The 17639-nt window shown below is 65.3% G+C and carries 15 protein-coding genes and 1 tRNA gene; 7 read left to right on the top strand and 9 right to left on the bottom strand.

Annotated features, from left to right (window positions below; all coding sequences use genetic code 11):
- A partial coding sequence (locus tag KUH32_RS13720) for an Ig-like domain-containing protein (RefSeq protein ID WP_217779172.1) occupies nucleotides 1-1121 on the bottom strand: 1121 nt, incomplete at its 3' end.
- 359 nt (nucleotides 1122-1480) lie between these two features.
- On the opposite strand from KUH32_RS13720, the gene KUH32_RS13715 reads away from it, so the two are divergent.
- Complete coding sequence (locus KUH32_RS13715; RefSeq protein WP_217779171.1) at nucleotides 1481-1726, top strand: hypothetical protein; 246 nt, start codon at nucleotides 1481-1483, stop codon at nucleotides 1724-1726.
- Between the two features lie 160 nt (nucleotides 1727-1886).
- Here KUH32_RS13715 and KUH32_RS13710 read toward each other — a convergent pair.
- Nucleotides 1887-1972 (bottom strand) — tRNA-Leu (locus KUH32_RS13710).
- Nucleotides 1973-2079: 107 nt separating this feature from the next.
- Here KUH32_RS13710 and KUH32_RS13705 point away from each other — a divergent pair.
- The 3 genes from KUH32_RS13705 to KUH32_RS13695 are packed head-to-tail and all read left to right on the top strand — an operon-like array spanning nucleotide 2080 to nucleotide 4179.
- Complete coding sequence (locus tag KUH32_RS13705; protein WP_217779170.1) at nucleotides 2080-2658, top strand: YqaA family protein; 579 nt, start codon at nucleotides 2080-2082, stop codon at nucleotides 2656-2658.
- The gene (locus KUH32_RS13700) at nucleotides 2655-3116 is read left to right on the top strand and encodes a disulfide bond formation protein B (protein ID WP_217779169.1); all 462 of its coding nucleotides are present in this window, start codon (nucleotides 2655-2657) and stop codon (nucleotides 3114-3116) included. The genes KUH32_RS13705 and KUH32_RS13700 overlap by 4 nt, the downstream gene beginning before the upstream one ends.
- Before the next feature lie 16 nt (nucleotides 3117-3132).
- A complete protein-coding gene (locus tag KUH32_RS13695; protein ID WP_217779168.1) occupies nucleotides 3133-4179 on the top strand; it encodes an alcohol dehydrogenase family protein in 1047 nt (348 codons plus the stop codon).
- A 13-nt stretch (nucleotides 4180-4192) separates the two neighbouring features.
- Here KUH32_RS13695 and KUH32_RS13690 read toward each other — a convergent pair whose 3' ends face one another.
- The 4 genes from KUH32_RS13690 to KUH32_RS13675 all read right to left on the bottom strand — a co-directional run bounded on the left by KUH32_RS13690 (nucleotide 4193) and on the right by KUH32_RS13675 (nucleotide 9142).
- The gene (locus KUH32_RS13690) at nucleotides 4193-4756 is read right to left on the bottom strand and encodes a methyltransferase domain-containing protein (protein WP_217779167.1); all 564 of its coding nucleotides are present in this window, start codon (nucleotides 4754-4756) and stop codon (nucleotides 4193-4195) included.
- Between the two features lie 21 nt (nucleotides 4757-4777).
- A complete protein-coding gene (locus tag KUH32_RS13685) occupies nucleotides 4778-5035 on the bottom strand; it encodes an excalibur calcium-binding domain-containing protein (RefSeq protein WP_217779166.1) in 258 nt (85 codons plus the stop codon).
- A gap of 84 nt (nucleotides 5036-5119) precedes the next feature.
- Nucleotides 5120-8581 (bottom strand): transcription-repair coupling factor, encoded by a 3462-nt coding sequence (mfd, locus tag KUH32_RS13680; RefSeq protein WP_217779165.1) that lies wholly within the window; start codon nucleotides 8579-8581, stop codon nucleotides 5120-5122.
- Nucleotides 8582-8614: 33 nt separating this feature from the next.
- The gene (locus tag KUH32_RS13675; protein ID WP_217779164.1) at nucleotides 8615-9142 is read right to left on the bottom strand and encodes a component of SufBCD complex; all 528 of its coding nucleotides are present in this window, start codon (nucleotides 9140-9142) and stop codon (nucleotides 8615-8617) included.
- 98 nt (nucleotides 9143-9240) lie between these two features.
- Between KUH32_RS13675 and hemB the strand changes: the two genes are divergently transcribed.
- Together hemB and KUH32_RS13665 are read left to right on the top strand one after the other, a co-directional pair.
- Nucleotides 9241-10239 (top strand): porphobilinogen synthase, encoded by a 999-nt coding sequence (gene hemB, locus KUH32_RS13670; RefSeq protein WP_217779163.1) that lies wholly within the window; start codon nucleotides 9241-9243, stop codon nucleotides 10237-10239.
- Between the two features lie 178 nt (nucleotides 10240-10417).
- Complete coding sequence (locus tag KUH32_RS13665) at nucleotides 10418-10972, top strand: lipid-binding SYLF domain-containing protein (protein WP_217779162.1); 555 nt, start codon at nucleotides 10418-10420, stop codon at nucleotides 10970-10972.
- A 503-nt stretch (nucleotides 10973-11475) separates the two neighbouring features.
- Here KUH32_RS13665 and KUH32_RS13660 read toward each other — a convergent pair.
- On the bottom strand, nucleotides 11476-11742 hold the full coding sequence (locus KUH32_RS13660) for an usg protein (RefSeq protein WP_217779161.1): 267 nt from the start codon (nucleotides 11740-11742) through the stop codon (nucleotides 11476-11478).
- A gap of 193 nt (nucleotides 11743-11935) precedes the next feature.
- On the opposite strand from KUH32_RS13660, the gene gyrA reads away from it, so the two are divergent.
- Entirely contained in the window at nucleotides 11936-14668 is a 2733-nt protein-coding gene (gyrA, locus tag KUH32_RS13655) for a DNA gyrase subunit A (protein WP_217779160.1), read from the top strand.
- 293 nt (nucleotides 14669-14961) lie between these two features.
- On the opposite strand, the gene KUH32_RS13650 is transcribed toward gyrA, so the two are convergent.
- Together KUH32_RS13650 and ctaA are read right to left on the bottom strand one after the other, a co-directional pair.
- The gene (locus tag KUH32_RS13650) at nucleotides 14962-16431 is read right to left on the bottom strand and encodes a carboxypeptidase M32 (protein ID WP_217779159.1); all 1470 of its coding nucleotides are present in this window, start codon (nucleotides 16429-16431) and stop codon (nucleotides 14962-14964) included.
- A complete protein-coding gene (ctaA, locus tag KUH32_RS13645; protein ID WP_217779158.1) occupies nucleotides 16428-17570 on the bottom strand; it encodes a heme A synthase in 1143 nt (380 codons plus the stop codon). Before ctaA ends, KUH32_RS13650 begins: the two co-directional genes overlap by 4 nt.
- Nucleotides 17571-17639 lie beyond the last annotated feature (69 nt).

Here is a 17639-nt window from a genome sequence, read left to right as displayed (position 1 = left end):
GTGAAATCCGCATCCGGCGTGTAGGTCACGGTGCCGTCCGGATTCAGGACCGCCGTGCCGTTCGCCGGCTGTTCGATCGCCGTCACCGTCAGGGGATCGCCGTCCGGGTCGCTGTCATTGGCCAGCGGCGCGACGGTGATCGGGGTGTCCTCGTCGGTCGCCAGCGGATCATCGATGGCGACCGGCGCGTCGTTGACCGGCTCGACCGTCACGGCGACTTCGCCGGTGGCGCTGTTTCCGGCCGGGTCCTCGATCGTGTAGGTGATCGTGTCGGGCCCGTTGTAATCCGGGTTCGGAGTATAGGTCAGCGTGCCATCGGGATTGACCGACACGGTTCCGTTGGTGGCCGTCGCGCCGGTGACCGTGAGCGCGCCACCCTCGGGGTCGCTGTCATTGGGCAGGACGTCGATGATGACGGCGGTATCTTCGGGCGTGGTCGCCGTGTCGTCTTCGGCCACCGGGGGCAGATCGATCACATCGACGGTTGCGAAATTCACATCCGATACCGTGATGCCCTGCTGCGCCACGTCGCAATTGGCATAGTCGATTTCGATCCGGGACACCGGGCCGGGGATCGTCACCAGGACCGAACCATCGGCATCGGGATAATCGGTGGTCGTGGTGCCGAACGCGGTCTGGCCGGACACGCCGACCGCACCGGCCGGTGTGAGCGTGACAGGGACCTCGTTGCCATCGGCGTCGAAGGCACGGACGGTCACCACGTCCTGGAACCCACCGATCCCGGGTTCGCCGAGGTCGCCGCCATCGGAACGCGCATCGATGTCGTTGATGCGGAACGAAACGGTCTGCACGTTGTCGGTGAACTGGGCGGTGTCGGTCGCGCGGAAATCCAGCACGGCCGTCGCCGTCGCCGGGCTGCCGTCGTCATTGGCGTCGTCGAAGATCTTGAGGAAGGAATTCGGGCTCAGGCCATCGCCCGGCTCGACATAGCCCGTCGCGTTGAAGGTGAACGACTCGGCCGCGAAATCCCGGGCGGTGAAGGTGATGTCGACGGCAACACCTCCGGTATCGACCGAAGTTGTCACTGCGTCTGGCGGTGTATCCGGAAGATTCGTCCCGAACGGACCGAGATTTCCCCAGTTCAACGACAGATCAGCCATCTTGCTACCCTCTCAACTCTGGTCCGGGGATGACCGAACCAATTGGGTGGCGACGCGCATCCCGCTCGCACCCGATCCCACTCCATCGTCAAGCAAGTGCCGTTGCGAACGGATGCGCGGATGAACGCGCAAGGCGGTGCCAAGGCCGATCAGGCCTGACCGGAAAACCGGCCCAGCGTCCGTTCGCACCCCGCAGGATGCCTGACGTACCGATGGCCGCCCCATGGCCAGCAGACTTCGCCCCCCAGTTCGGGCTTGAGAAGATTCATAATTGCCACGCCTTCCGGCACAAAGGGGAAAATGGCCGAAAGGTGGCCGAAAAAGACAGGACAAGGCGAGATTGAGGCAGAATGTGGCAGGTGACGCTGCGGCAGGATTTCCGGATTGTTTCCAGAAAGATGCGCGATACCGCGATCGACCCGCCCAAAACCCGTTATTTGGCCGCTTTCGCGGATCGATTCAGGTCGAAATCGCGGATTTTTGTTGCGGCAACGGAAACAGCCATGGGTGCCTTTTTTACGCCCCAATTCGGCATTTGCCGCAAGCCGGCCGATGCAGGGTTTGTTTGTCGATGCGAACCAATCGCCCGGCAACCCGCGGATTGACGCTGCCGCTGTCGGCAAAACGTGAACAGGACGCGAATCATTTGAAGGAAATGAGGCAGACTTGCCTTTTTTCGGGGGGCTTGCTGTCGCCGGGGACCGGGTTGACCGCGCCCGGGATATGCCCCGGGTGCGCGGCGTTTCGGCCGGTCGCAGATCGATCTGGTGCCCAAGGTGAGACTCGAACTCACACGCCCGTGAAGGCGGGGGATTTTGAATCCCCTGCGTCTACCATTCCGCCACTTGGGCCCGATGCCGGGTGTAGCCCCGCCACCGCGCCGCGTAAAGCCCCCTCGGCATCGGCTTGACCGCTTGCCGCCGACATGGTCTGTCGCGCCAACGAGGCAGGAGAGAGCATGCTGCGCCGTTTGTACGACTGGACCATGGCCCAGGCCGACCATCCCCGCGCGCTGTGGGTGCTGGCGCTGGTGGCCTTCGTGGAAAGCTCGGTCTTTCCGATTCCACCGGATGTCCTGATGATCCCGATGATCCTGGCCGCGCCGCACCGGGCCTGGCTGATCGCCGGCGTCGCGACGCTGTCTTCGGTGCTGGGCGGGATGCTGGGCTATGCGATCGGGTTTTTCTTTTACGAAAGCCTCGGACAGCCGATCCTGCAGGCGCTTGGCAAGGCCGAAGCGATGGCCGAATTCAACACCCGGTTCAACGGTGTGGGGTTCTGGGCGGTGCTGATCGCCGGGATCACGCCCTTTCCCTACAAGGTCATCACCATCATGTCGGGCTGGACGGCGATGCCCTTGGCGGTTTTCGTCACCACCTCGATCCTGGCCCGCGCGCTGCGCTTCTTCATCGTGGCGGCGTTGCTGCGCGCCTTCGGCGCACCCATTCGTGATTTCATCGAAAGGCGCCTGGGCTTGGTCTTCACCGTCTTCGTGATACTACTCGTCGGCGGGTTCTATGCGGCGAGGCACCTGTGACGCGCACCACTCTGATCCTTCTTGCGGCCGGCGGTTCGCTGGCGTTGATGCTGGGGGCGCTCGGCTTTCAGTACATCGGCGAGATGCCGCCCTGCAAACTGTGCTACTGGCAGCGCTATCCGCATGTCGCGGCCATCGGTATCGGCCTGGTGTCGACCGTCATGGCGTGGCGCGTCCTGCCCTGGCTGGGGGCCGCCGCGGCGCTGGCGACGGCGGGCGTGGGGTTTTACCACACCGGGGTCGAACGCGGCTGGTGGCAGGGCCCCGATACCTGCACCTCGGGGCCGGTCGGCGGGCTGTCGACCGATGACCTGCTGAACCAGATCATGAACGCGCCGCTGGTGCGCTGCGACGAAGTACCGTGGGAGATGTTCACCCTGTCGATGGCCAGCTGGAACGCCATCGCCTCGCTGGTTCTGGCGGGCATATGGGTGATGGCGGCCCGCAAGGCCGGCTGAAACGAAAGGGGAATGGATGGACTTGCCCAACACGATGTCCGGTATCGTGCTGACGGGTCATGGCGGTCCGGACTGCCTGCAATGGCGCGACGACCTGCCCGTGCCGCAGCCGGGCCGCAGCGACGTGATCGTCCGGGTTCGCGCCGCCGCGGTGAACAACACCGATATCAACACCCGGATCGGCTGGTATTCCAAGAACGACAACGACGCTGCGGATGCATCCTGGGGTGGCACCCCGCTGCACCTGCCCCGCATCCAGGGGGCCGATGTCTGCGGTGAAATCGTCGCAACGGGCGGCGATATCGATGGCCGAAGGCTGGGCGAACGGGTGATCCTCGAACCCTGTCTGCGCGAGGCGGAGGGCCGCCAGCCCGCCCTGCCGTGGTATCTGGGGTCGGAATGCGACGGCGGTTTCGCGCAATACGTGCGTATCGCGTCCCGTCATGCCCACGCCGTCGTCTCCGACCTGAGCGACGTCGCCCTGGCCTCTTTCCCCTGCTCCTACTCGACTGCCGAAAACATGCTGACCCGCGCCGCGATCGGACCGGAAGATACGGTGCTTGTCACCGGTGCGTCGGGCGGCGTCGGATCGGCCGCGGTGCAACTGGCGCGGGCCCGCGGCGCACGGGTGGTTGCCGTCACCAGCCCGGCCAAGGCCGACGCGCTGAAGGCCCTGGGGACGGACAGCACCCTGGCCCGCGACGAAGACACCGTTGCCGTGCTTGGTGCGAACAGCGTCGACGCGGTGATCGACCTGGTCGGTGGACCTGCCTGGCCCCGCTTGCTGGAGGTGCTGCGACCCGGCGGGCGCTACGCGGTTTCGGGCGCCATTGCCGGGCCCATCGTGCCGCTGGATCTGCGCACGCTGTATCTCAAGGATCTGAGCTTTTTCGGCTGCACCGTTCTCGATCCGCAGGTCTTCGGCGCGCTGGTGGGCCGGATCGAGCGCGGCGAGATCAAACCGCTGGTCGCCGCGACCTATCCGTTGCGCGACATCGCCGCGGCGCAGGCGGCGTTCCAGGAAAAGGGCCATGTCGGCAAGATCGTCCTGACAATCGACTGAGCCGCTGCCCGGTCTATTTCGCCTTCTGCGCCAGTGCCCATGACGTCACGGGAAAGTTCTCGTCGTTCTCGAGATCGTCGTGACCTTCGTTGTAGACCGGCGGAAACGGCCCCATCGCGTTGCGCAGGCCGGCCCATCGGTTGCCCCATTGCTCGGACATCACGTTGTCCTCGTCGAACCCGCATTCGACCAGGAAGTTCCTGAGCCCGCGTGCCGACCAGCGGGTGTTGTCCACCGGCGCCGCGTGCAACGGCACGAAGAACGGCACAGCCACAAGGAAATACCCGCCCGGCCGCAGCGAGGCCAGGACGTTCTGCGTGGCGCGGTATGGCCGGTCAAGATGTTCCCAGACCTGGTCGGCGATGATCAGGTCGAACTGCGCGATGCCGCCGGCATCGTCGCGCAGCGGGCTTTCGCAGATGTCATAGTCGGGATACCAGTAGGCGCGGTAGCTGCGGAACCCGAAATTCGCGCCCCACTTGCCCGAAATCTCGGCCACATCCAGCGTGTCGGGCTCCAGCATGCGCACCAGTTGGCGGCATCGCTTGGCCATGACGATCCTGTTGATGCTTGCCATCGGGCTTCCCTGCTGGCCGCATCAGCAGCGGCGTTTGCACAGGTTTTCGCAAGGAATGCCGTCGTTGTCACCATCGCGTTTGGTCTGGCCGCATTGCAGCAACTTGTAGCAGGCCTCTTCGCAGGACCGCAGTTGCTTGCAACTTACATCGCGGCAATCGAAAGCCTGGGCCAGACGGTATTGGGTCAGATACTCCCTGACCTCGGCAGCGGGCTTGTCGGTGGCGTGTGCGGGAAGGCCCGTCAGGCAAACCGCGAAAACGAAAACCGAGCGGAACATGTCCCATTCCAAAGGGTTAACAACTAGTTAACCTGTCTGCCGATACGAATGGCAAGGCAATGCGTCAGAGTGCAGCGGACCGCGTCACGACGCGCGCTTCTTCAACGCACCGGCGGCCTCGGCCAGGTCGCGGGCGATGGCATAGGCGCCCTGGATCTTGTCGCGGTCGTTCTTCCAGTCACGGCGCACGACGATCTTGTTGTCGCGGATCTTGGCCAGGCCCTTTTGCGCCTTGACGAAATCCACCAATCCCTCGGGGCGGGCGAACTTGTCGTTGTGGAACTGGATCGTCGCGCCCTTTGGTCCGCCATCCAGCTTGGCGATGCCGGCGCGCTTGCACATCGCCTTGATGCGGACGACCAGCATCAGCGTGTTGACCTCGCGGGGCAGCTTGCCGAAACGGTCGATCAGTTCGGCGGCAAAGCCTTCCAGTTCGACCTTGGTGGTCAGCGCGGACAGGCGGCGGTAAAGGCCCAGCCGCACGTCCAGATCGGGGATGTAGTCTTCGGGGATCAGGACCGGCACGCCCAGGTTGATCTGCGGCGCCCATTGGCCGTCGTCGTCGGTCAGCCCCTCCATCTGGCCCGAGCGGATCTTGGCGATCGCCTCTTCCAGCATCTGCTGGTACAACTCGTAGCCCACGTCGCGCATCTGGCCCGACTGTTCCTCGCCCAGCAGGTTGCCGGCGCCGCGAATGTCCAGGTCCTGGCTGGCCAGTGCGAACCCCGCCCCCAGCGTGTCGAGCGACCCCAGCACGCGCAGCCGTTTCTCCGACGCAGGCGTCAGCTTGGCCCGCGGTTTGGTCGTCAGGTAGGCATAGGCGCGGGTCTTGGAACGGCCCACCCGCCCGCGGATCTGGTAAAGCTGCGCCAGGCCGAACATATCGGCGCGGTGCACGACCATCGTGTTGGCGGTGGGGATATCCAGCCCCGATTCGACGATCGTCGTGGCCAGCAGCACGTCATACTTGCCGTCGTAAAAGGCGTTCATCCGGCTGTCCAACTCGCCCGCCGCCATCTGGCCATGGGCGACGACATACGTCACCTCGGGCACCTGGTCGCGCAGGAATTCCTCGATCTCGGGCAGATCGGCGATGCGCGGCACGACAAAGAACGACTGCCCACCGCGATAATGCTCGCGCAGCAGCGCCTCGCGGATGGTGATCGTGTCGAATTCGCTGACATAGGTGCGGATCGCCAGCCGGTCGACCGGCGGAGTGCCGATGATCGACAGGTCGCGCACACCGGTGAGCGACAATTGCAGCGTGCGCGGGATCGGCGTGGCGGTCAGCGTCAGCACGTGCACGTCCGAGCGCAACTGTTTCAGCCGCTCCTTGTGGGCGACGCCGAAATGCTGTTCCTCGTCGATCACCAGCAGGCCCAGGTTCTGAAAACGGATGTTCTTGGCCAGCAACGCATGGGTACCGATGACGATGTCGACATCGCCCCTGGACAGCCCGTCGCGCGTCAACTGCGCATCGCGGGCCGAGACAAAGCGCGACAGCGGCCGGACGTTGACCGGGAAACCGCGGAACCGTTCGGCGAAACTCTTGTAGTGCTGCCGCGCCAGCAGCGTCGTCGGTGCGATCACCGCCACCTGCATGCCCGACATCGCCGCGACAAAGGCCGCGCGCATCGCCACCTCGGTCTTGCCGAAGCCCACATCGCCGCAGATCAGCCGGTCCATCGGCTGGCCGGAATGCAGGTCCTCCATCACGTCGGAAATCGCGCTCAGCTGGTCGTCGGTTTCCTGGTAGGGAAACCGCGCGGCAAAGCTGTCATAGGCGCCGACCGGCGGATCCATCACCGGCGCCTTGCGCAAGGCGCGCTCGGCCGCGATGCGGATCAGCTTGTCGGCCATCTCGCGGATGCGCTGCTTGAGCTTGGCCTTCTTGGCCTGCCAGGCGCCGCCGCCCAGCTTGTCCAGCAGCCCTTCCTCGTGGCCGTATTTCGACAGAAGCTCGATGTTTTCGACCGGCAGATACAGCCGCGCGCCTTCGGCATATTCCAGCAGCAGGCATTCATGCGCCGCGCCGGCCGCCGTGATGACCTCCATCCCCTGGTAACGGCCGATGCCGTGATCGACATGCACCACCAGATCACCTGGGGTCAGCGATTGCGTCTCGGTCAGGAAGTTTTCGGCCTTGCGGCGCTTCTTGGGGCGGCGGATCAGCCGGTCGCCCAGCACGTCCTGTTCCGAGATGACCGTCAGCTTGCCGTCCCGCCACGGCGCCTCGAACCCAGCCTCGAGCCCCCAGACCGCCAGGTGCAACCCGCGCTTGCCGATCCGCGTGCCGTTGGCGACCGGGATGGCTTCGGCCAGGCCTTCGTCCTCGATCAGGCCCGACAGGCGTTCCCGCGCGCCTTCGGAATAGGACGCGATCAGCACCGGACCGTCGGCCATCCTTGCCTTCACATGCGCCGCCAAAGCCCCGAAAAGGCTGATACTTTCCTGCTGGCGCTCGGGCGCGAAGTTGCGCCCGATCCGCCCGCCGGCATCCGCCACGTTCGGCCCCGACGCCTGCGGCAGCGGATGGAACTGCACCACCCGCCGGTCACCAAGCGCGGCGGCCCAGGCGGTGTCGTCCAGATACAGCTCTTCCGGCGGAACCGGCTTGTAGACGCTGTCCATCCGCGCCTTCTGGCTCAGCGCGTGTCGGCGTGTCTCGTATTGGTCGACGATGCCGTCCCAGCGACTGATCCGCGCCGGGGTCACCTGGTCGTCCATCAGGACGGCCGCGTCCGGCAGGTAGTCGAACAGCGTCTCAAGCCGTTCGTGAAAGAACGGCAGCCAGTGTTCGGCCCCGGCATGTTTGCGCCCGGCGCTGACCGCCTCGTAAAGCGGATCGTCGCTGCCGCCGGCGCCGAAGGCGATGCGGTAATTCTGCCGGAACCGGGTGATCGCCGCCTCGTCCAGGATCACCTCGGAGACCGGCGCCAGTTCCACCACGTCCAGCTTTTCGGTCGTGCGCTGCGTGGCCGGGTCGAAGCGCCGCGCGCCATCCAGCACGTCGCCGAAGAAATCCATCCGCACCGGCCCACCCTCGTCCGGCGGAAAGACGTCGATGATGCCGCCGCGGATCGCGTAATCACCCGGTTCCAGCACGGTCGGTGCCTGGGAAAAGCCCATCCGCACCAGGAACCCGCGCAACGCGTCCTCGTTCACCCGTTCGCCGACCCGCGCGGTGAACGCCGCTTCGCGAAGAATGGCGCGCGCGGGCACCTTCTGCATCGCCGCCGACAGCGTCGTCAGCAGCACGAAGCGTTGCGGCATCCCGTGCACCAGCCCCGCCAGCGTCGCCATGCGCGCCGCCGAGATATCGGGGTTGGGCGACACCCGATCATAGGGCAGGCAATCCCAGCCGGGAAAGGTGACGACCGGCATGTCGGGGGCGAAAAAGGCCAGCGCCTCGACCATCGCGGCCAGCCGCTTGTCGTCGCGCGCGACATGCACGACCGGGCCACCGGCCTTGTCGATCTCCGACAGGACCAGTGTGGCGTCAAAGCCTTCGGGCGCGCCGCCCAGGGTGATCGTCTTGGGTGCCATGGGCCGCCCATGTGGCGCGCCGCGCGGCCCGCGTCAACCGTGCAAAGCACCCAGCGACAGGTTCTGGTACATCCCCCACAGCGCGGTGCAGAAGATCGACACCATGCCGACGACCTGCGTCCAGATCCGCTGCATCCGCAATTGGCGCCACAGCGCCTCGCCCTGCGGTGCCACCGTGCGGATGCGCCGAGCCGTGCCGATGCTGATGAAGCCGACGATGGTCATCGGAAAGGCCAGCAGGAACACCGCCTGCGCCAGCTCGACGCCATAGACGAAGCCCAGCAGCGCCAGCCCGGTCAGGAATGCAGAGACGATAGCGCTGAGCCACAGCCCGGCTTCCTCGACGATGAAATGCACCCGGTTGGCGTTGATCCGCGCGAGGTCTTCGAGATCCCGCGCCGCTTGCCCGCCAACCGCGCGGGCGCGGCCCACCATGTCATAGGGCACGCCCAGAACCCAATGGCTGGCCGAGGACCACAGAACCGCCAGCACGATCCAGAACCACAGGTTCGAGAACGACCGCATGTCGATGACTTCGAAGACGGTGCTGTACCAGTCCAAGCGCGGTTCCTTCCCAGCCGTCCGGGGCGCCCGATTGCCCCCTTGTGACAGGAGCCATTCCATGCCACCCAAGTGTGGCCTTTACAAGGACATCCCGCATGAAACCGACCGTCGCACCCTTCCCCGCCGCCCGCCTGCGCCGCACCCGGAAATCGGCCGCGATCCGCGCGCTGGTGTCCCAGAACGGCCTGACACCGTCCGATTTCATCTGGCCGGTCTTCCTGCGTGACGGGCGCGATGTGGTCGAAGCGGTGCCGTCCATGCCGGGCGTCAACCGGTTGTCGGTCGACAAGGTGGTCGATGCCGCGCGCGAAGCCCGCGACCTGGGAATCCCCGCGATCTGCCTGTTTCCCTATACCGACCCGGCGAAAAAGACCAAGGACTGCGCCGAGGCCTGGAACCCCGACAACCTGTCCAACACCGCAACGCGCGCGATCAAGGACGCGGTGCCCGATATCGCGGTGATGACCGATGTCGCGCTCGATCCCTACAACATCGACGGCCATGACGGCTTTGTCGAAAACGGCGAGGTCGTCAACGACCGCACGGTCGAGGCGCTGGTGAAACAGGCGCTCAGCCAGGCCGAGGCCGGTGCCGACATCATCGGGCCTTCGGACATGATGGACGGCCGCATCGGCGCCTTGCGCGCCGCACTGGAATCCGCGGGCCACCAGAACGTGCTGCTGTTGAGCTATGCGGCGAAATACGCCAGCGCGTTTTACGGCCCGTTCCGCGACGCGGTGGGCGCGTCCGGCGCGCTGAAGGGCGACAAGAAGACCTACCAGATGGACCCGGCCAATTCCGACGAGGCGCTGCGCCTGATCCAGCGCGACCTGTCCGAAGGTGCCGACATGGTGATGGTCAAGCCGGGCATGCCCTATCTCGACATATGCCGCCGCGCCAAGGATCTGTTCGGGGCGCCGACCTTTGCCTATCAGGTCAGCGGCGAATACGCGATGATCGCGGGGGCGGCCGAACGCGGTTGGGTCGATGGAGACAAGGTCATGCTGGAAAGCCTGACGGCCTTCAAACGCGCCGGATGCGACGGCGTTCTGACCTATTTCGCCCCGGCCGCCGCGCGCCTGCTGAACGGCTGAGCCGACGACCCCTACCATAGGCGGCGTGTCGATCGCCGCCACCCCCAGCGAATTGCCGCCCAACACCAGATGGTGACGTGACATGGGCGGAGTACCGCTTTATGATGCGGCTCAACCGGCGGAACAGCCGGATATCCAGGCATGGGCCACCGGGCCCGCAAGAGCAGAGAGCGATGACATGACCCATTCCCGCCGCGCCTTTTCGCTGGGCCTCGCCGCCCTTCCGCTTGTCGCAGCCTGCGGCAACGGGATCGGATCCAACAACGCGCAGAGGATCGACGCCCGCGTCGACGCCACGCTGAACCAGCTCTACGCCGACTATCCCGGCACCCGGCGGCTGGGCGAAAACGCCGCCGGCGTGCTGACCATGCCGCTGGTGACCGAAGCCGGGCTGGGACTTGGTGGCGCTTACGGGCGCGGGGCCTTGCGGGTCGGCGGCGCCACCGTGGACTATTACTCGGTCGCCAAGGCAAGCGGCGGGTTGCAGATCGGCGCGCAGCAATACGCGCATGTGCTGTTCTTCATGACCGAAGATGCGCTGATGACCTTCCGCCGTTCGCCCGGCTGGGCTGCGGGCGCCAACGTGGAATACGCCACCCCCGCCCAGGGCGAGACGCTGGCGGCCGAGACCACGACTTCGCTCGCCCCGGTGATCGCGGTGATCTTCGGTCAGTCGGGCCTGCGCCTGGGTGCGACGTTGGAAGGCGTGAAATACACCCGGATCATTCCGTAACACCGGCGTTCCGGCGCAGGTGTCAAAGCTGGCAAGGCGCTCTTTTTTCGCTGCCGAAAAAAACACAGGCAATCCCGTTCCGATCCCGCACATGCTAGGCCAGCGCGGGCGGATCCGCTTTGCGCACCGCCCCAGCCCTCCACCCGGAACAGCCGTGAAAAAAGGCGCGCTGCCCCGCTTCGCGCATGCGCGAATTCACCCCGAGGTATTTTCGAACCAGAGAAGCAAGTGTTTGTTAACCTTACCGCCGGAAGATCTGCCCGCGGAACAGGCGGAGGCGCCGATGGCCGCAACCAGAGAAGCCCCCGGTCACCATGCCGGGGGTGGACCCGGCTTCTTCTCCGGTTGGCAAATACCTTGGGGTGAATGCCGCGCCCCCGCGCGGCAGAGGGGCAACGCCCCTGTCTTCCCGCGACGCCACACCGACCACCGGACGCTCGATATTTCCGCGTAGCGTTCCCGCGGCGCTCAGGTCGACATGCGTCAGTGCGGCGACGCCGGTTTCAGTGGAACGTCAATTCGCCCACCACGTTGCGCCATTCCCCGGGCGAGATCATCTTGCGGTGGCAAAAGCGCACCGAATGCAGCGGCCCCTCGATCTCGTCCTGCCAGAACTCGATGAAGGCGAACAGCCGCTTGTGATCCGGTGCAAGGTCGTAATCCTGCCAGATGAAGCTGTTCAGCACGTTGCGGTAGTCCGGCATCCGATAGAACAGCTCGGCCGTGGTCAGACCGTATCCTTTCAGCATCAATTCGGTCGCGCTTCCCATCTCGCTCACCTCGTTGTTTTTGCCTTTCAAAAATCATGCCGAGAGAATCTTTACTTTTCAATGAAAACAGTGTGTTAGCAGCCTCTCGCCTTGGCTGCCAGAAAACCGGGTCCCCCCGGGATTGCCCCCCACAACTTGTCTCTGATATAGTCCGCCCAACAAGATATGGCAGAGACAAAGACAGGCCGAGCACGTGAGCGACACGCCAGAAACACCTGAAAACGAAGAGCAAAAGCGCGTGATGCCCGCGGGGCCGACGATCTCGATCACCCAGGAGATGAAGTCGAGCTATCTCGACTACGCGATGAGCGTCATCGTCAGCCGGGCGATTCCCGACCTGCGCGACGGCCTGAAGCCCGTGCATCGGCGCATCCTCTACGCCATGCACGAGACCGGCAACGGCCATGACAAGCCCTATCGCAAATCCGCCCGGCCGGTCGGTGATGTCATGGGGAAATACCACCCGCACGGCGACAGCGCGATCTATGATGCGCTGGTGCGGATGGCGCAGGATTTCTCGATGTCGCTGCCGCTGCTGGACGGCCAGGGGAACTTTGGCTCGATGGACGGCGATAACGCCGCGGCCATGCGCTATACCGAGGTGCGCATGGACAAGCCTGCGGCCTACATGCTGATGGACATCGACAAGGAAACGGTCGATTTCCAGGACAATTACGACGGCAAGGATCGCGAACCCACCGTCCTGCCCGCGCGCTTTCCGAACATGCTGGTCAACGGTGCGGGCGGCATCGCGGTCGGCATGGCCACCAACATCCCGCCGCACAATCTGGGCGAAGTGGTCGATGCCACTCTGGCGCTGATCGACAATCCCGATCTCAGCTCGGAACAGCTGATCGAATACATTCCCGGTCCCGATTTTCCCACGGGTGGCATCATGCTGGGCCGGTCGGGTGCACGGAAAGCTTACCTCGAAGGTCGCGGCAGCGTCATCATCCGCGCCAAGACCCGGATCGAGGAAATCCGCAAGGACCGCTGGGCGATCATCGTCGACGAAATCCCCTACCAGGTGAACAAGGCCACGATGATCGAACGCATCGCCGAGGCCGCGCGCGACAAGCGGATCGACGGCATCGCCCATGTCCAGGACGAATCCGACCGCAACGGCGTGCGGGTGGTCGTGGAACTGAAGCGCGACGCCACCGCCGAGGTGGTGCTGAACCAGTTGTTCCGCTTCACGCCGATGCAGACCAGCTTCGGCTGCAACATGCTGGCGCTCAACGGCGGGCGTCCCGAACAGCTGACGCTGCGCGGCTTCCTGACCGCCTTCCTCGATTTCCGAGAGGACGTGGTGGCGCGGCGCACCGCGCATCTGCTGATGAAGGCGCGCGAACGCAGCCACGTGCTGTGCGGCCTGGCCGTCGCGGTCTCGAACGTGGACGAGGTCGTCGCCACGATCCGTGCCTCGGCCGACGCCGCCGAAGCGCGCGCCAAGCTGATGGAGCGGCGCTGGCCCGCGCATGACATCCTGCCCTATATCCGGCTGATCGACGACCCGACCCACAAGGCCAACGAGGACGGTACCTACAACCTGTCCGAAACCCAAGCCCGCGCCATCCTCGAACTGCGCCTGCAGCGCCTGACCCAGCTGGGCGTCAAGGAAGTCACCGACGAGCTCGAGGACCTGGCCGGCAAGATCAAGGAATACCTGGCGATCCTGGGATCGCGCGACCGGATCATGGGCATCATCGGCGACGAACTGCGCGAGGTGCGCGAGCTGTTCGCCGTGCCGCGCCGCACCGAGATCGTCGACTGGTCCGGCGACATGGAAGACGAGGACCTGATCGAACGCGAGGATATGGTCGTCACCGTCACCCAGTCCGGCTGGATCAAGCGCACGCCATTGGCCGATTTCCGCGCGCAGCGCCGCGGCGGCAAGGGGCTGTCGGGCATGGCGACCAAGGATGACGACGTGGTCACCACGCTGTTCGTCGCCAATACCCATACCCAGCTTCTGTTCTTCACGACCGACGGCATGGTCTACAAGCTCAAGACCTGGCGCCTGCCGCAGGGCGGCCGCACCGCCAAGGGCAAGGCCATCATCAACATCCTGCCGATCCCGCAGGGCGTGTCGATCGCGGCGATCATGCCGGTCGACCGCGACGAAGAAGATTGGGACGCCCTGCAGATCGTGTTCGCCACCACCGCGGGCGACGTGCGCCGCAACGCGCTCAGCGATTTCACCAACGTCATGCGCAACGGCAAGATCGCCATGAAGCTGCCCGAAGGCGTCGAGCTGGTGAATGCCCGCATCTGCTCCGAAGACGACGACGTGATGCTGGTCACCGATTCCGGTCGCGCGATCCGGTTCCGGACCACCGACGTGCGGGTCTTCAAGGGCCGCGACAGCACCGGCGTGCGCGGCATCCGGCTGTCGAACGGCGACCGCGTGGTGTCGATGGCCGTCATCCGCCATTTCGAGGCCACACCGGACGAACGCGCCGCGTATCTCAAGATGCGCCGCCTGGTGGCCGGTGTGACCGAGGAAACCGAGACCGACGAAGAAGAAGGCAATGCCGATGCGGCGCTCAGCCAGGACCGCTATGCCGAAATGTCCGCGGCGGAAAACCTGATCCTGACGATCACCGCCAAAGGCTCGGGCAAACTCAGTTCCAGCCACGACTACCCGATCCGGGGCCGCGGCGGCATGGGCGTGATGGCGATGGACAAGGCGATGCGCGGCGGTCCGCTGGTCGCCGCCTTCCCGGTCGAGATGGACGACCAGATCATGCTGGCCACTTCTACCGGCCAGTCGATCCGCGTTCCGGTCGACGGCATCTCGTTCCGTTCGCGCAGCGCCGGCGGCGTCAAGGTCTTCGACACCGGCAAGGGCGAAACGGTCGTCTCGGTGGCCTGGATCGCCGACCAGGGCGACACCGAAGACGAGGCCGAGACGCCCGAGGCCTGAGCTTTGCTTCGGAGCCGCCGTCGCTTGCATCCCAAGGGACGGGCCGGTGCCGGGGAATCAAGCGAAATCGCCGAGGGGCCCCGCTTGCGGGGATACGGCTATTTTGCTTGGATCCCCCGGTGACGGACTGTCACGCACGGATCAAGCGGGGGCGGCTCCGAAGCTTTGCTTTGGTGAGCCCGAGCGCCCTGCCCCCAATCACACTCCCGACATCCACCCTCTGGCTCACACGGCCACGGGTCCCGGAAACCAGCCTGCGCGCAAGGCGCGCAGCCCTTTGGATCAAGCCCCGCTCACAATCCGTAGAGCGCGCCGAACTTGGCCTCGAGGTAATCCAGCAGCGGCGCCTCTGACGGCGCGAACCCGCAGGCTTTCTCGATCACCGCGCGAGGTTCGTAAAGCCCGCCATGGCGTTGCACGCGGGCCTTCAGCCAGCCCGTCGCGCCGCTCAGATCGCCCTCGGCCAGTTGCGCGTCCAGTTCCGGGATCGCCGTGCGCAGCGCCTTCATCAGACAGCCGGCATAGACGTTGCCCAGCGTGTAGGTCGGAAAATAGCCGAACAACCCGCCCGACCAGTGCACATCCTGCAAGACACCGTCCGAGGCCTTGTCGACGGCAAAGCCGAAATCGGCCTCGAACCGGGTATTCCACGCCTCTTCCAGGTCCTCGACCTCGAGCGCCCCCGAGATGATCTGCCGTTCCAGGTCAAATCGCAGAAGGACATGCAGGTTGTACTGCACCTCGTCCGCCTCGGTACGGATATAGCCGTCATGCACACGGTTCACGACCGCGTAGAAAGCGTGTTCCGACCCGATCCCGAAATCGCCGAAGGCATCCTTCATCTGGCCGAACAGCCAGCCGCAGAACGGCCGCGACCGGCCCAGCTGGTTTTCGTAGATCCGGCTCTGGCTTTCGTGCACGCCCATCGACACACCGCGCCCCAACGGGGTCAGGCGATACGCCGGATCGATACCCTGCTCGTAAGCGGCGTGGCCGACCTCGTGGATGGTCGAGTAGAAACAGTTGAACGGGTCCAGCCCATTGGTCCGCGTGGTGATGCGCACGTCATCGCCCGAGCCCGAACTGAACGGATGCACCGCCTTGTCGACCCTCCCCCGGCTCATGTCGTAGCCAAAGGTCTTGGCCAACATGCGCGACAATTGCATCTGCTTCTGCTCGTCGAAATGCCCGTTCAGCGCCTTGGGCTGCGGTTTGCCCAGCACCGCCTCGCGCAACGCCACCAACCGCGGGCGCAGCGCTCCGAACATGGTGGCCAGTTCCGACGCCGTGGCGCCTGGTTCGTAGTCGTTCAGAAGCGCGTCATAAACATCGCCGCCATCCGCCAAAGCCGCTCCTTCCTCGCGCTTCAATGCCACGATCGTCTTCAGCGTGGGGGCAAAAGCGGCAAAGTTGTCGTCGGCCCGCGCCTCGGCCCAGACCCGATGGGCCAGGCTGGTCAGCCGCGCCAGTTCCGCCGACAACCGGGCGGGCACCTTGACCCCGCGGTCATAATCCCGCCGGATATGGCGCAGATTGGCTGCCGCCACCGCGTTTCTGGCTTCGGCGCGGTCGAGCCAGTCGGCGACCCGGGCATCGGTACGGCGCGCGTGCAGAACGGTTTCCATTGCCGCCATCTCTTCGCCGCGCTGGTCCGCGGCCCCACGCGGCATCATGGTTTCCTGGTCCCAGCTCAGGCGGCCGGCCACCTCGGCCAGCGCCGCTGTCTCGCGCTGGTACGCCATCAATTCGTCATACGCGCTCATGCCCGTCCCCTTACCGATTGTGCCCTCGGATAGCCCGCGCCGAACCGCGCCCTCAGGATCAGCACCCAAAGGATCACCGCGCCCAGTTGATGCAGGATCGCGATATGCCAGGGCGCCATGTACAGGACCGTGACGATGCCCAGCACCATCTGCACCAGCATCATGGCGAAGACGGCGTTGAAGCGAAAGCGGGTATCGGTATTGGGCGACCGGCGCGCCCGCAGCCAGACCACGACGCCATAGACCAGCAGCAGGTACCCGGCGACGCGGTGCATGAACTGGACCAGCCCGGCGTTTTCGAAGAAGTTGCGCCAAACCGGCGTGAGGTCGAAGGGATAGGGCGGCAGAACCGACCCTGCCATCAGCGGCCAGTCGTTATAGGTGCGGCCCGCATCGATCCCGGCGACCAGCGCGCCCAGCAGGATCTGCAGCATGGCGAAATGCATCAGCCCGGTGCCCATGCTCCACAGCCTGGTCTCGCGCGTCCGCTGCGCCTGCATGAGATCGCGGCTCTCGCGGCCCAGGCGGAAGACATACCAGGAAATCAGGCCAAGGATCACGAAGGCCAGCCCCAGATGCGTGGCCAACCGGTACGAGGCCACGTCCAGCATCTCGCCGGTCAGGCCAGAAGACACCATCCACCAGCCGATCGCGCCCTGCAGCCCGCCAAGCGCGCCCAGGCCCAGCAGACGCCCGGTCCAGCCCTGCGGAATGCGCCTTGTCAGCCAGAAGAACAGGAACCCGGCCGCCCAGACCAGACCGATCACCCGGCCCAGCTGCCGGTGCCCCCATTCCCACCAGTAGATCACCTTGAACTCGGCCAGGCTCATGCCCTTGTTCTGCAACTGGTATTCCGGGATGGCGCGGTATTTTTCGAACTCGATATCCCAGGCCTCGGCGCTCATCGGTGGGATGGCCCCGGTCACCGGTTTCCATTCCGTGATCGACAGCCCGGAATCCGTCAGCCGGGTCAGCCCGCCCACCACGATCATCGCCACCACCATCGCGAACAGCACCATAAGCCAGGCGCGCACCGCGCCGCGGGCGCCGCGTCGCCCGGCATCGATCATGCCGCCCTGCGGGGTCGCCGGTTTCGTGGTCTGCGCCACCTCTTCGAACAGTTTGCGATTGCCGCTCATGGCCCTCTCCGTCTTCTTGCCGGGCTTCTTGCCGGGACGATATGTCGGCGCCGCCGGGGCGTCCAGAGC

Source organism: Thalassococcus arenae (assembly GCF_019104745.1).
Lineage (GTDB): Bacteria > Pseudomonadota > Alphaproteobacteria > Rhodobacterales > Rhodobacteraceae > Thalassococcus_B > Thalassococcus_B arenae.
Note: the sequence above shows the minus strand (reverse complement) of the source record. Positions and strands in the feature narration are given on the sequence as shown.

What these genes read in the sequence shown, in the direction of transcription:
- KUH32_RS13705 (WP_217779170.1), top strand. Translation starts at nt 2,080, where the DNA reads ATGCTGCGCCGTTTGTACGACTGGACCATGGCCCAGGCCGACCATCCC.
- KUH32_RS13695 (WP_217779168.1), top strand. Translation starts at nt 3,133, where the DNA reads ATGGACTTGCCCAACACGATGTCCGGTATCGTGCTGACGGGTCATGGC.
- KUH32_RS13690 (WP_217779167.1), bottom strand. Translation starts at nt 4,756, where the DNA reads ATGGCAAGCATCAACAGGATCGTCATGGCCAAGCGATGCCGCCAACTG.
- KUH32_RS13685 (WP_217779166.1), bottom strand. Translation starts at nt 5,035, where the DNA reads ATGTTCCGCTCGGTTTTCGTTTTCGCGGTTTGCCTGACGGGCCTTCCC.
- mfd (WP_217779165.1), bottom strand. Translation starts at nt 8,581, where the DNA reads ATGGCACCCAAGACGATCACCCTGGGCGGCGCGCCCGAAGGCTTTGAC.
- hemB (WP_217779163.1), top strand. Translation starts at nt 9,241, where the DNA reads ATGAAACCGACCGTCGCACCCTTCCCCGCCGCCCGCCTGCGCCGCACC.
- KUH32_RS13665 (WP_217779162.1), top strand. Translation starts at nt 10,418, where the DNA reads ATGACCCATTCCCGCCGCGCCTTTTCGCTGGGCCTCGCCGCCCTTCCG.
- KUH32_RS13660 (WP_217779161.1), bottom strand. Translation starts at nt 11,742, where the DNA reads ATGGGAAGCGCGACCGAATTGATGCTGAAAGGATACGGTCTGACCACG.
- KUH32_RS13650 (WP_217779159.1), bottom strand. Translation starts at nt 16,431, where the DNA reads ATGAGCGCGTATGACGAATTGATGGCGTACCAGCGCGAGACAGCGGCG.
- ctaA (WP_217779158.1), bottom strand. Translation starts at nt 17,570, where the DNA reads ATGAGCGGCAATCGCAAACTGTTCGAAGAGGTGGCGCAGACCACGAAA.